This window comes from Streptomyces sp. NPDC093097 (genome assembly GCF_044754325.1).
Classification (GTDB): Bacteria; Actinomycetota; Actinomycetes; order Streptomycetales; family Streptomycetaceae; genus Streptomyces.
Map to the genome: position 1 here is coordinate 1 of NZ_JBIVOW010000012.1, position 12,718 is coordinate 12,718.

Consider the following 12,718-nt stretch of genomic DNA (forward strand, 5'->3'; position numbering starts at 1 on the left):
ACCGCCAGAGCACGCCTTCGAACTGTTTGCGCAGCCGCTCGGGGTACGGGCCGAACCTGCCTATCGGCAGGTAGGGCTCGATGAACTCCCACTCCGCATCCGTCAGTTGCCTCTGCGTCATACGTAATGGCTTACCGGATCACCCCCGACTGCGGGAGCAAGTCCCACAGATTGATCACAACCAAATACGCGCCCTAGTAAGTGCTTTGTCAGGTGGTGTCGTAGGGCTGCCAGGGGGTGGGTTGGTGGCAGGTGGGGCAGGTGCCTGTCCAGGTGGCCAGTAGGTGTTGGAGGAGGTCCAGGGCCTGGTGGAGGGTCAGGCCCTGGCAGGGGCTTTTGGGCAGGTCCGTTGTTCGGTCAGGAAGAGGTGGGCAGCGGTGAGGAGGGTGACGTGGCGATGCCAGCCGATGAACGAGCGTCCTTCGAAGTGGTCCAGCCCCAGAGCGGTCTTCAACTCGCGGTAGTCGTGCTCGATGCGCCACCGCAACTTCGCGATGCGGACAAGGTCGCGGGCGGGGATGTTGGCGGGCAGGTTCGAGATCCAGTACTTGACCGGCTCGTCTTCGCCTTCGGGCCACTGGGCGATCAGCCAGCTCAGACCGATCGTGCCGTCCGCGGCGGGTTGAGGCCGCCGCCCTGCAAGACGGACCCGCAACAGCACAAAGTGGGAGCTCATCGCGGCTTTGGAGCCCTTGCGCCAGGTCAGGATCCGTCCCTGGCCTCGCCCTGCGGCCAGCACGTGTTCGCGCAAGGACACCGGCCGGGTGCGGTAGCGCGGAAGGGGCCTGGGGCCGAGTCCGCTATAGGCGGGCTGGTGGGGTTCAACACCCGCGGGCCCGGGCGGCCCGCCGCGGGCCCGTCATACATCACAGACCGCGGTCCCGGACGCGTTCCACCAGGGCCGCCGCCTCTGCCCGGCTGGTCACATGGAGCTTGCCGAAGAGGTTGTTGACGTGGGTCTTGACGGTGGCGACGGAGACGTACAAGGCCTCGGCGATGGCGCGGTTGGTGCGGCGCTCGGTGAGCAGTTGGAGGACCCGGGTCTCCTGCACCGTCAGGGCGTGTGCCGCGGCGAGGCGTTCCAGGGCCGTGCGGTGGGTCAGCCCGCGCACCATGACCGAGGCGATCTCCGGGGCGAAGGTGCGGTGCCCGTCGGCGGTCGCGGTGATGGCGGAGACGATCTGGGCGCGCCCGGCGCTCTTGGTGAGGTAGCCGGCGGCGCCGGCCTTGAGGGCGCCGACGATGGACTCGTCGTCGGCGTAGGTGGTGAGCACCAGCACCGCGGGGGCCGGGTCGAGTGCGGTCAGGGTGCGGGTGGCGGTGATGCCGTCGACGCCGGGCATCCGCAGGTCCATCAGCACGACCGCGGGGGCGAGTCGCCGGGCGAGGGCGACGGCGGCGGCGCCGTCGGCCGCGGAGCCGACGACCTCGATGTCGGGCTCGTGGTCGAGGATGGTCACCAGACCGTCGCGCACCGCTGCCTGGTCATCCGCGACGATCACCCGGACCGGTCGGTCACTCATAGGGCACCCGGCATTCCACGATCCACTCCTCGTCCACTGCGCCGGCGGTCAGTCTGCCACCGACGATCTCCGCGCGTTCCCGCATGCCCGGTACGCCGTGGCCGCCCGAGGTACGAGGTGCCTGGCCGGCCTCTTCGGGCGGCGCCAACCGGTTGGTGACACGCAGTTCGACTGCGTCCCGGCCGGCCGTCACGGCGACCGTGACGGGGGCGTCCGGTGCGTGCTTGCGGGCGTTGGTCAGCGCCTCGACGGTGAGGGAGGCGATGACCTCACCGACCGGTTCGGGCACCCGCGCCGGTTCGCCCCGCACATCGACGTCCACCGTCATGCCCTGCGCACGCACACCGCTGACGATCTCGCCGAGGGCCGCGTCGATCCCGGCGGGGAGCCTGCGCAACGCGTCCACGGCGTGCTTGGCGGCCACCAGGCCGTCCGCCGCCAGGTCGCGTGCGCCGCGGACCCGGCCCAGCACGTCCGCGTCCGCGCCACGGGCCACCGACACCGCCTCCAGGGCATCGAGTTGGATCACCAGGCCGCCGAGCGAGTGGGCGAGCACGTCGTGGATGTCCCGGGCGATCCGGGCCCGTTCCTCCCGCACGGCGTTCTCGGCGCGCCGCTCCGCCGCACCGCGCTCGGTCCGCCGGTCCAGGGCGTTCAGCCGGGCGAGGAAGCCGAAGCCGCCGCTGGTCACGGCGGAGATCAGCGCCGAGACGCCCACCCGGGGACCGCCGCCGGCCGCCTCGTGGGCGAGGACGAACCCGGCGATGCCGACCACGAGGGCGCCACTGATCCAGCGCGCCGAGGTCTCGGCGGCCGAGATCAGCATGAACAGACCGGCCGCGCCCACGAACGCCGGCGCCGACGGGTCGTTCGGGCTGAGCCCGGCACAGACCGCGCCCCCCACGAGCAGCACGCTCCAGGCCACCTCCGGCCAGGGCCGCGCCAGTACGTGCCGGACGGTTGTGGTCACCGACCACAGGGCGAGCAGCGCACCGAACAGGACGCTGTTCCAGAGCGGATGGGCGGTGAAGGTGTGGAAGACCACGGCGAGGGCGAGGGCCAGGGCGTGCAGGGCGAGCCGGCGGAGCCGGGCCGCGTCGAGGCCGCCCCGGAACGCGCCGACCCCTCGCCCGGGTATGTCGTGATCGTTGCGCACGGGTCCATCCTGCGGGCTGCCGGGCGGAGTTGCGGGTCCGGGTGGCGTGATCTCCACCCTTTTCTCCATCCCGGTGACCGATCCGCGGGCGAGGGGCCGGGGCGCAGGGTGAGGAGGTGGGCGGTGTGCGCCGCCCACCTCGCTCGTCCGCGTCGCCGCAGGAAGGTCCCGGAGCCATGAACAACCCCACCGCCGACAATCTCGCCATCGCCGCCCTCGTACTGGTGTGGCTGCTGTCCCGGCAGCTCACGGAACGGCCGCTGCGGGAGCGGTCGCCGGTCGGTCTGGTGCTGATCGCCATCGGCGCGGTCGAGACCGGCTGGTACGTCACCTCCTACCCGCTGACCTGGCGGGACGGCGCCCTGGTGGCTGCAAGCCTGGCCGCCGGGGTGCTGCTCGCGGCGGTGCGCGCGTTCACCGTGCGACTGTCCGTGCGCGAAGGCCGGATCATGCGACAGGGCACGGCCCTCACCGCGGCACTGTGGATCCTCGGCCTCGCTCAGCACTTCCTGATCGACACCGCGGTCGCGGCCCAACTCGGCGCGGTCACCGTGCTGTTCTACTTCGGTGTGGTGCTGCTGGCACAGCAGCTGGTGCTGGTGAGGCGGGCGGCTGTGGCAGGCCTGACCGGCCGCTGACCGGGCCGATGGGCACGGGCGACCGTGTCGATACCCGCTCCGGCAGGCACAGTTGACTTGGAAGGGATACGGGTCCGCGTGGGGCTGTCCGCCCGCGCGAGGCGACCCGTGCGTCGGTCGAAGAGCCGATCCCTGCCTGGCGACGGTGGCCGCGAAGATCGCCGCAGAGCGGACGCATAGGATCTCCGGCATGGCACTGCGACCTGTTCAGGTGAACATCAAGGCTCTTGACCCCTCGGCGGTCGGCAGGTTCTGGGCGGCGGCCCTCGGCTGGAGTGCCCACAGCACCGGCGTGACCACCTACGTGGGACCGGCCGGCGGCCCCGTGTGGCCGGACCCGGCCGCCGTCTGCGTCGACGTCGTTCCCGTCCCGGAACCCAAGACGACGACGAAGAACCGTGTGCACCTCGATCTCGCCACCACCTCCCCGGACCATCAGGCGGAGTTGGTCGCGCGCCTGAAGGCCCTCGGTGCGACGCCCGCCCACGTGGGCCAGGGCAAGGTGCCGTGGACGGTCCTCGCCGACCCGGAGGGCAACGAGTTCTGTGTGCTGGAGCCCCGGGAGATCTACCGGGACACCGGGCCGATCGCCGCGGTGGTGATCGACTGCGCGGATCCGCGGGCCATGGCCCGGTTCTGGGGCGAGGCGATGGACTGGACCCTGCACAAGGTGACCGACAACCAGGCGGCGTTGCGCTCCGCCAAGGGCGTCGGCCCGTATCTCGAATTCCTCCGCACGCCCGGCGTGAAGACCGTGCCGGACCGCGTCCATCTCGGCCTGCTGCCCTACCCCGGCGACGACAAGGAAGCGGAGGTGGCCCGGCTGTGGGCCCTCGGCGCCACCGACCTCGACCTCGGCCAGGGCGACGTCCCGTGGACGTGTCTGGCCGACCCGGAGGGCCATGAGTTCTGCGTCTGCGCCCTGCCCTGACGCGGAGCCTTGACGACACCCGCCACGTGAGCCTCGTGCGCTCATGCGGCCCGAGACGGTGGCTCCGCTGCGCCAACACCCGCCGGTCCGCCGGGTGATGCCGACGACCGCGGCGGCCTCCCGGTGGCTCGCGCCCACTTGCACGCGCCACACGTGAGGCCGCCGCTCCTCCGTCAACGCCCGCCCTCCCCCGACTCACCGATGGGGCGCGGACGTTGCAGCCCACCACGCCCCTTGAACCGGGGTGCTGCGACGTGCCGGGGTATTGCGACGTCCCTTAGCGGGAACCCGCCAGACGCCACTCCTTGTGGATGCCAGGCAGCGGCAGCGAGCGCTCGAACAGCGGCGTACCGAAGATGGACAGGTGCAGTTGGAGCGCCCCGTTCACGTCCACACCGCCGAACGCGGCCCACTTGCCGTCCACCGAAGGCTTGCCGGCGCCGGTGCTCGCCTGCACGGACCCTTGGGCCCGCAGGTACGGCGCGACGCTACCGGTCACACCCACCTGCCCGTACAGGCCCACGGACGCCTCCGCGCCGAGCGCGGCCTTGACCTGGCCCTCGGCCGTCGCCGTGGCCTTCACCGGGGTGCCCTTGATGTCCGACTCGCTGACCGGCGTCCAGCCCTTGGCCCGGCTGTAGGAGCCGCCGACCGTGAAGTCGCCCTTGACGCCCTGTTCGACGTCCACGCTGATCTTGCCGTCGCCGTCCACCTGGAGGTAGCAGGTGAGGTCGAGGTTGACGACCACCGGCACCGGACCCACGTTGATCACCGGGTCCGCGTGCAGCTTGGCGAACGGGATGCGCAGCGGTGCGGCCTCGGTGGAGGCCGCCGCCCGGCCCTTCAGCTCCCACTGGGCGGACCAGTCGCCGGACAGCCCGAGCGAGGCCATGCCCGGTGCCCGCCCGTCCGTCCCACGGCCGTCGTAGGAGAAGTTCACCTCGGGCGCCAACTGGACGAAGCCGTGGACCGACGCGCCGGCGGACGCCGGTGCGCCCTCGGCGGTGGCGATCGACGTACCGACGTCGACCCGCAGGTTGCCCATCGGCAGCTTCGCGCCCTCCGGGCCGAAGTGGATGTCGCCGCGCTTCGCCCAGGAGACCTTGACCCCGGAGAGAAGCGGCTCGACCTCGACGGCGGCCGGGTCGACCGCGACCTTCCCCTCCGCCTTGGACGCGCCCAGCAGGGCGTTGAGGGTGGCGGGCTCGGTGTGAACCTCGGTGCCGTGGTCGGTCGTGCCCACCACCTCGGTGACCTTGGCCAGGACGCCGCTGGGCGCGCCGGGCGCCGGTGCGCTGGCGATCACGTCGCCGGCCGAGACCTTCGCCGGGGACGGCTTGGAGCCCTTCGGTGGACCGGATATGACGGCCCGTCCGGTCCGCTTGTCGAAGGAGTCGACCTTCAGCCCGGACTTCTGCGCCGGTGCGCCGCTCGCCTTCGAGCCGCTCGCCGTCGGGTGCGCCACGGCGCTGGGAGCGCCGGCGCCGTCCGCCGCATCGACCACGGCGAGTTGGGGCGCCTGGGCGAGGGGTGTCGCGGCGGCAGCGGCAGGGGACGACATGGCGGCCGGGTCCGCGGAGTCCTTCGACGCGTCCGGTGATCCTGCCGAGCATCCCGTCAAAGCGAGGGAGGCAACGGTCAGGGTGGAGAAAAGCACATTCCTGTGAGAATTGCGCAAGTTGGTTCCTCAGGGGCGCATGGGGGATCAGAAATGCTGCAATTACCGACAAGTAACGGCAGGGTGCACTGATGGTGCCATGACCGTCACGGGCCCCAAGTCCATTCCGTACCGCACGGACAATGATCTACGTCACAGCGACCGCCACCCGGCAACCGGAAGGGCCCCGGCCCCGAACAGCCCGCCCAGGTACGCCACATGACGCCTTGCCCCCTGGTGCCACGGCCTCGTCCGGGGCCCTCCGCCGGGCGCGCTCCTCATGGCGATCCCCCAACGCCCCGGACAGCCGGACAGCTCGATGCCGGTGGTTCACCCCGTTCGAAGTCGTGTGGTGTCAGTTGCCGGTGGGATGGACGCGCCGTCGGAGGCGTTCGCCCTGCGGCCCGAACATGATCAGGTACTCGACCGGCCTGAGGGGACTGGCGTTGGCGACTCCATGCGGGGTGCGGGCGTCGAACTCGGCGACTTCCCCGGCGGCGAGGGCGACGTCCCGGTCACCGAGCGCCAGCCACAGTCGTCCGGACAGCACACACAGCCATGCATAGCCTTCGTGCGACACCTGCCGTGGCCGTGGCGGCTGCTCGCCGGTCGCGGGCAGGACGTGCTTGTGGGCGTGCAGGCCCCCGACGTACCGGGTCAGCGGCAACATCGCCTTGTCCGATGCCGGACGCGGAGGCGAGGGGCTGGGCGGCTTCTCCGCCGTGGCGGAGACGGTGCCGGCCAGCTCGTCCAGCGAGACGCCGTACTCCTTCGCCAGTTGCAGCAGCAGCTCCAGGGTCGGCTTGCGTCGGCCGTTCTCGATCCGGGACAGCGTGCTGAGGGAGATACCGGTCGCGCGGCTCACCATGGTGAGCGTGACGCCGCGCCGCTCACGCGCGGCCCGCAGCCGTGGCCCCACCCCAGCCAGTTCACGAGCAACAGCGTCGTCCGTCATCGGCCTCGCCCCTCTCCGAGCAGCCCCTGTGCGCCCCCTGTTGACCTGCCAGTTTGCCAAATCGGCAAGGCTGATCGCATGCGCCAGGCATCGCGACGCATGATCGGTGCGCAACCACGGCCACCTAGATTCCTACGGAGTAGCCATGCATCAGCCCACGCCGTCCACGCAGCTGCGCCACCGCACCGTCCCCGCACCCGCAGGGCGGCTGCACCTGGTCGAACAGGGCACCGGACCACTGGTGTTGCTCGTCCACGGCTTCCCCGAGTCCTGGTACTCCTGGCGTCATCAGCTTCCGGCACTCGCGGCGGCGGGCTACCGGGCGGTCGCACTCGACGTGCGCGGCTACGGCCGCTCCTCCAGGCCGTCCGCACCGCAGGAGTATCGGATGCGGGCCCTGGTCGCGGACAACGTCGCCCTGGTGCACGCCCTGGGCGAGGAGACAGCCGTGATCATCGGCCATGACTGGGGCGCGAACATCGCTGCCGCCTCCGCCCTGCTCCACCCTGAGGTCTTCCGTGCGGTGGGCCTGCTGAGCGTTCCCTATGCTCCGCCCGGTGGCCCGCGCCCCAGCGACATCTTCGGGCGGATGGGCGGGGACGAGGAGTTCTACGTCTCGTACTTCCAGGAGCCGGGCCGGGCCGAGGCCGAGATCGAGCCCGACGTCCGGGACTGGCTCGCGGGCTTCTACGCGGCCCTGTCCGCCGACACCATGCCGGCGCAGGGGAAGCCCGACCCGCACTTCGTCAGCCGCGGCGGAACACTGCGCGAACGGTTCCCCCAGGGCCGGCTGCCCTCCTGGCTCACCGATGCCGATCTCGACTTCTACGCCGGGGAGTTCGAACGCACCGGCATGACCGGAGCACTCAACCGCTATCGCAACATGGACCGCGACTGGGAAGACCTCGCCGACCTCAACGGCTCGCCGATCAGGCAGCCGTCCCTGTTCATCGGCGGAAGCCTGGACGCCTCCACGACCTGGATGGCCGACGCGATCCACGCCTATCCGACGACACTTCCCGGGCTGGTCTCCTCCCACCTCCTGGACGGGTGCGGCCACTGGCTCCAGCAGGAACGCCCCGACGAGGTCAACCGCCTGCTGACCACCTGGCTCGAAGCGGTGTCGCCGTCGGCGCCTCCGCGGTAGCAGAGGACGCGCCGGCGACGGCGGCGACGGGGTCGGCCGTGCGCTCGTGGCAACGGTGCGGACCACCGCACCCACTCCGTGGGGACATCGCGGCCCCGACCACCCGTCGCCGCGGCCGCGGCCGGCGTCAGGAACCGTCGGTCTCCTCGTCCCAGGGGCGCCAGCGGCCGGAGTCATCGACGGTTCCCAGTTGTCGGTCGGCGAAGTGGACGCCGAAACCGTAGACCCCGTCCCGGGCCAGGAAGTCCACGAGCCGGCGCCGTGAGCGTTCGGCGCCGTCCCTATCGGCGTCCAGAATCACTTCCCAGTCCGGGTGCTGGACCTGGACCGGTGAGTGCATGGCGTCGCCGAAGGCCACCACCTGGCGGCCATCGCCCGTGTCGAGGATCCAGGCAGTGTGCCCGGGGGTGTGCCCGGGCAGGGCCCAGGCGCGGATACCGTCGGCGATCTCGTCCCCGTCGGCCACGAGCACCGTGCGTTCGTCCTGGCCGGCCAGGATCGGACCCGCCCCGGGCGGGACGCTCCCCAACTCGCCCTCCCCCACCATCCACCGCGCCTTCGCGAACAGGCTCCGCGGATCCTCGACCGCGTCCGGCCGGGCCCATCCGGTGTGGTCACCGTGGAAATGCGTGAAGGCGACCATCTCCAGCTCGCCCGGGTCCACGCCGAGCGCCGCCAGCGACGCGGGCAGGTCCTGCACATGGCCGAAGGCGTGTTGGAAGTGCTTCAGGTCCTCCCCCGATATACGGCCATGGCCGGCGTCGATGAGCATCCGGGTGCCGCCCCTTTCGACGAGCAGCGCCCCGCACCCCATGGGCAGATGGCCTGCCGGGGTCATGTGCGTGCGGTGTCCGGCCCAGTCCGCCTCGACGGAGGCGGGGTAGACCCGGGTCGGGATCATCTCGACGCCCGCGTCGGGAACGTAGCTCAAGGTGAGTTCGCCCAGGGTGCGCGTCCAGAGGGTGGGGAGCCGGAATCCCGAGTCGTCGCCGTCCTCGGCGCTGTCCGTCGGGGTGTGCTGCGCTTGCGTTGCCACGAGGTGGTGCCTCTCGGTTCGCGTGAGCCGTCTTCGCCGCCGTCAGGACCGCGGCGAAGACGAACACCACTTGCCAATCGTCGATTTGGACGAGCAGCACAACGACGGCACGGCCCCGTCATGTTCCCCTGAGCCGGCCTCGCCTCCCCGGCAGCCGGCCGGTGTCAGGCGGTTTCGAGGTTGTCGATGACGGTGGACGTCGGGGTGTGGGGGACGGCGTCGAACGCGTCGAGGACCTCGTCAACCGCCGCAGCGATCCAAGCGCGGAGCACGCGCTGCGAACAGCTCGACTACCGGGGTTCACGTAGCGGGGTGCGCCCGAAGACGCGTTTCACCCACCGGCGCTGTGGGGATGATTGGGGTAATTCAACCGGCGGGCTGCCCATCCCTCCTCGGGGTGAGCAGCAGCGCGTCCTGCCCAGCGTGCAGTCCGTTGTCGACGTGCCCCAGAGCGGGACCCGCGGTTCTGAACGAGCCCCACACGGCGGCTCGACGGGACCAGGGCGGCCCCTACCGAAGGGGTCCGCATGAGTACGGACGTTCAGACACCAGTGCGGGAACTGCTGCAGATCCCCACCTCTGTTGGCCACGCCGCCACCGGCCAGGTTGCGGCGGCAGGCCCCGAAGACCCGACGATCCCTGTCGGCACCAGTCCTGTCGGGCTGGCGTTCACCCCCAGCGGCAGCCTGTACGTCACCAACAGCGGCTCGAACGACGTGACGGTGATCGACACCGCCACCGACACCGTCACCATCCCGAGCATCCCCGAAGGCGGCACCACCCCGAGCTGGCTGACGATCGCTCCCAACGGGAACGCCTACATCCCCAACAACGGCTCGGCCAACGTGTCGGTGCTGAACACCACCAGCAACACCCTCGTGGGCGCCCCGATCCCACTTGGCGGCGGTCCGGCTGCGGCGGTGGTCATTCCCAGCGGCAACGTCTACGTCAGCCAGTTCTTCGCGAACAGCGTGTCCCTGATCAACACCTCCACCAACACCGTCGCGGGCGGCCCCATCGCCGTCGGCTCCAACCCCGTCGGAATGGCCGTCGCCCCCAACGGCAACGCCTACGTCGCCAACCGAGGGTCGAACAACGTCACGGTGATCGACACCACCACCAACACCGTCCTGGTCCCGAGCATCCCCGTCGGCACCCAGCCGAACTTCATCGCGATCGCCCCCAACGGCAACGCCTACGTCGCCAACATCGCATCCAGCAACGTGACGGTCATCGACACCACCACCAACACCGTCCTGGTCCCCAGCATCCCCGTCGGCGCCACCCCATGGGGAATCGCGGTCGCCCCCAACGGCCTCGCCTACACGGCCAACCTCGGGGCCAACGACGTCACGGTGATCGACACCACCACCAACACCGTGGTGGGTGCCGCCATCCCCGTCGGCAACGAGCCGATCGACGTGGCGGTCGCCCCCAATGGCAAGATCTATGTCGCCAACTTCGGGGCGAACAGCGTCAGCTCCTTCCAGGGCGCGCCCACGCTGACCGGCATCAGCCCCAACCAGGGACCCACCACCGGCGGCACCGCGGTGACCATCACCGGCACCAACCTGACCGGCGCCAGCGTCACCATCGGCGGAAACCCCGCCACCAACGTCGTCGTCAACGCCGCCGGCACGCAGATCACCGCCACCACCCCGCCCGGGGCGGCCGGACCGGCCACCGTCACCGTCGCCACCCTCAGCGGCACCGCCAGCCTGGTCAACGGCTTCACCTACCTGCCCGACGCCACCTCGCTGACCGCGACCCCGGCGCTGTCCAGGCTGATCCCGCCGAAGGTGTTCTACCCGTTCCTCTACGCCACCCTGGTCGACCTCGTCACCGGACGGCCCGTGCCCGGCCAGCCCATCACCTTCAGCACCGGCAACCGGACCTTGGGCACCGCCCTCACCAACGCCCAAGGCACCGCCCAGCTCTCCGAGGCGATCACATTCCCGCTGATCCTCGCCAACGGCGGCTACACCGCCACCTTCGCCGGCACCCCCGACCTGCTGCCCTCCACCGCCACCGCAGGCATCATCGAGCCGTAGCCACACCGGACTTGCCTGCATCGCACCACCGCCGTTCCGTGTGCTCGCCCCACCGGGAGCACACGGAACGGTCGCGTGTGCGGGCGGCTGGTCACGGCGTTCACAGCGGTCAGCGGCAGGAGCTTCGGTAACCGGTCAGGCCGACCTGTGTCCACGCGTCCATCTGCAGACGTTGCGCTGTCGTCAACCAATGAGCCCGTTTCATCTCGAAGTTGCAGGTTACGGGCCTGGTGTGGGCTGGGGGTCGGGGTGCTGCTGCCGGTCATGGACGAAAGCGCACTGCCCGCCAAATACCAGGCACTCATGAAGATTGTGACTGCGGCGTCGGAGCCGGTGCCTGTCCAAGACCTCGGCGTCCAGTTCGGCGGGGGCACCGGGCCTGGGCAGGTGGAGCCAGTCCGTGACGCGTTGCGGCGGCTGGCAGACCGGGGGTGGCTCCACCGCATCTCCGGCCGGCCGCTTCACCGCCCTGCCGCACCCTCCCGCATGACTGGTCTTGGCCGAATCTCGGAGTAACACCCAGGCCTTCGACGGAAGTTGAGGTGCCCGTCAAGCTGCTCGCAGCGCGTGCTCCGCGCCTGGCTTGCCTCCTGAAGACAATCGCCCGCAAGGGTGGCGTCTCGGTGTTGCTCGACGGCGCCCTGGTCCGCACCCGCCGCCGTATCGGGGACGAGAATCGGCCGAACTCCAGCAGGAAGCACAAGCCCGTGGCCTGCTGTTCCTGGCTCTGACCGACGAGCGCGGCAACTTGGTGTGGCTCTCGGCGGCCAAGCCCGGGCGCTCCAGCGAGACCACCACCGCCCGACACAACAAGATCACCATGCACGTCGATACGAGTTCGTTTTCTTCACGCTGCTCCGAAAGGGTGACCTTGTCGCCCGACGGTTGTAGCCCGCCGTGCCGCATGGGTAACTAGTGATATCCAACCGGTGGGCCGCCCACCCTCTCCGGGGAGCGGCGTCTGGCCTACTCGTCAGCCAGGTCTCGAGCCTGGTGACGATTTGGCTCTGAAGCCGAATGGGCGTCCCTGGTAGAGGGTTTTGGATCCGTCGGCCGGTGCCGGCATACGGCACCGGCCGATCGGCCCCCACCACCCGATCCAAGGGTCGCCATGCGCGGTAGTGGCAATCATCGGGCCAGTGGCGCTTCCCCCCTTGAGCCCCGGCTCCGTCGTGAAGCCGAGCCGACATCGTTCCGTACACGCTTGCCTCCTGTCGCCCCCAGCGCCAGTGCCACAACCACTGGCGGGCGCCTACTCGTCGGGATCGAAGTTGCTTCCCGCCTGGCCACAGCAACCAGCGTTCCCCTGCACGCGAACGCCGACGTATCGATCGCGCAGTCGGTCGGCGCGGTTGTCCTGGGCGAGGTGTTCGCGGAAGTCGGCCGGCACGCTGTGACGGAAGCCGGAATCGTCCGGCTCCATGGCCAAGGCGTATGGGAAATCGATGCGGCAGCGGACCGCCTCCGCCACCTGACGGTCCGACAGGCCGAGCAGGAACTCCAGCACGCAGACGGTGGCCAATGGGGCGGGCGAGATGCCGGGGCGTCCGTCGCGCTGTTTCAGCTTCCTGTCGGCCCGCTGCCCGCTGCCCGCAGCACGCAGCCGCTGGTGGACGGTGAAGAA

The 12,718-nt window shown here is 70.5% G+C and carries 12 protein-coding genes; 4 read left to right on the forward strand and 8 right to left on the reverse strand.

Going from position 1 to position 12,718, the window contains the following annotated elements; genetic code table 11:
* From ACIQE0_RS20810 to ACIQE0_RS20825, 4 genes are all read right to left on the reverse strand, one after another.
* The coding region (locus ACIQE0_RS20810) for a transposase (RefSeq protein ID WP_402334721.1) at positions 1-121 on the reverse strand (121 nt) is incomplete at its 3' end.
* A 195-nt stretch (positions 122-316) separates the two neighbouring features.
* On the reverse strand, positions 317-757 hold the full coding sequence (locus tag ACIQE0_RS20815) for a transposase (RefSeq protein WP_402334224.1): 441 nt from the start codon (positions 755-757) through the stop codon (positions 317-319).
* A 109-nt stretch (positions 758-866) separates the two neighbouring features.
* Positions 867-1,523 (reverse strand): response regulator, encoded by a 657-nt coding sequence (locus tag ACIQE0_RS20820; protein ID WP_402334227.1) that lies wholly within the window; start codon positions 1,521-1,523, stop codon positions 867-869.
* Entirely contained in the window at positions 1,516-2,679 is a 1,164-nt protein-coding gene (locus tag ACIQE0_RS20825) for a sensor histidine kinase (RefSeq protein WP_402334230.1), read from the reverse strand. Before ACIQE0_RS20825 ends, ACIQE0_RS20820 begins: the two co-directional genes overlap by 8 nt.
* Positions 2,680-2,855: 176 nt before the next feature.
* On the opposite strand from ACIQE0_RS20825, the gene ACIQE0_RS20830 reads away from it, so the two are divergent.
* Together ACIQE0_RS20830 and ACIQE0_RS20835 are read left to right on the forward strand one after the other, a co-directional pair.
* The gene (locus ACIQE0_RS20830; protein WP_402334232.1) at positions 2,856-3,317 is read left to right on the forward strand and encodes a hypothetical protein; all 462 of its coding nucleotides are present in this window, start codon (positions 2,856-2,858) and stop codon (positions 3,315-3,317) included.
* A gap of 190 nt (positions 3,318-3,507) precedes the next feature.
* Positions 3,508-4,248: a VOC family protein gene (locus ACIQE0_RS20835; protein WP_402334235.1), complete on the forward strand. Its 741-nt coding sequence runs from the start codon at positions 3,508-3,510 to the stop codon at positions 4,246-4,248.
* Between the two features lie 277 nt (positions 4,249-4,525).
* Here ACIQE0_RS20835 and ACIQE0_RS20840 read toward each other — a convergent pair whose 3' ends face one another.
* Positions 4,526-5,926, reverse strand: coding sequence for a hypothetical protein (locus ACIQE0_RS20840; protein WP_402334238.1), 1,401 nt, complete (start codon positions 5,924-5,926; stop codon positions 4,526-4,528).
* A gap of 334 nt (positions 5,927-6,260) precedes the next feature.
* Positions 6,261-6,860 carry a helix-turn-helix domain-containing protein gene (locus ACIQE0_RS20845; RefSeq protein ID WP_402334240.1) on the reverse strand — a complete coding sequence of 200 codons (600 nt, stop codon included), beginning with the start codon at positions 6,858-6,860 and terminating at the stop codon, positions 6,261-6,263.
* A gap of 145 nt (positions 6,861-7,005) precedes the next feature.
* On the opposite strand from ACIQE0_RS20845, the gene ACIQE0_RS20850 reads away from it, so the two are divergent.
* Positions 7,006-8,007, forward strand: coding sequence for an alpha/beta fold hydrolase (locus ACIQE0_RS20850; RefSeq protein ID WP_402334243.1), 1,002 nt, complete (start codon positions 7,006-7,008; stop codon positions 8,005-8,007).
* A gap of 127 nt (positions 8,008-8,134) precedes the next feature.
* Here ACIQE0_RS20850 and ACIQE0_RS20855 read toward each other — a convergent pair whose 3' ends face one another.
* The gene (locus ACIQE0_RS20855; RefSeq protein ID WP_402334246.1) at positions 8,135-9,043 is read right to left on the reverse strand and encodes an MBL fold metallo-hydrolase; all 909 of its coding nucleotides are present in this window, start codon (positions 9,041-9,043) and stop codon (positions 8,135-8,137) included.
* 527 nt (positions 9,044-9,570) lie between these two features.
* Between ACIQE0_RS20855 and ACIQE0_RS20860 the strand changes: the two genes are divergently transcribed.
* Positions 9,571-11,094, forward strand: a complete 1,524-nt coding sequence (locus tag ACIQE0_RS20860; RefSeq protein ID WP_366333557.1) for a YncE family protein — start codon at positions 9,571-9,573, stop codon at positions 11,092-11,094.
* A 1,252-nt stretch (positions 11,095-12,346) separates the two neighbouring features.
* On the opposite strand, the gene ACIQE0_RS20865 is transcribed toward ACIQE0_RS20860, so the two are convergent.
* Positions 12,347-12,697, reverse strand: a complete 351-nt coding sequence (locus ACIQE0_RS20865; protein ID WP_402334724.1) for a transposase — start codon at positions 12,695-12,697, stop codon at positions 12,347-12,349.
* Positions 12,698-12,718 lie beyond the last annotated feature (21 nt).

What these genes read in the sequence shown, in the direction of transcription:
- ACIQE0_RS20820 (WP_402334227.1), bottom strand. Translation starts at nt 1,523, where the DNA reads ATGAGTGACCGACCGGTCCGGGTGATCGTCGCGGATGACCAGGCAGCG.
- ACIQE0_RS20830 (WP_402334232.1), top strand. Translation starts at nt 2,856, where the DNA reads ATGAACAACCCCACCGCCGACAATCTCGCCATCGCCGCCCTCGTACTG.
- ACIQE0_RS20835 (WP_402334235.1), top strand. Translation starts at nt 3,508, where the DNA reads ATGGCACTGCGACCTGTTCAGGTGAACATCAAGGCTCTTGACCCCTCG.
- ACIQE0_RS20845 (WP_402334240.1), bottom strand. Translation starts at nt 6,860, where the DNA reads ATGACGGACGACGCTGTTGCTCGTGAACTGGCTGGGGTGGGGCCACGG.
- ACIQE0_RS20850 (WP_402334243.1), top strand. Translation starts at nt 7,006, where the DNA reads ATGCATCAGCCCACGCCGTCCACGCAGCTGCGCCACCGCACCGTCCCC.
- ACIQE0_RS20860 (WP_366333557.1), top strand. Translation starts at nt 9,571, where the DNA reads ATGAGTACGGACGTTCAGACACCAGTGCGGGAACTGCTGCAGATCCCC.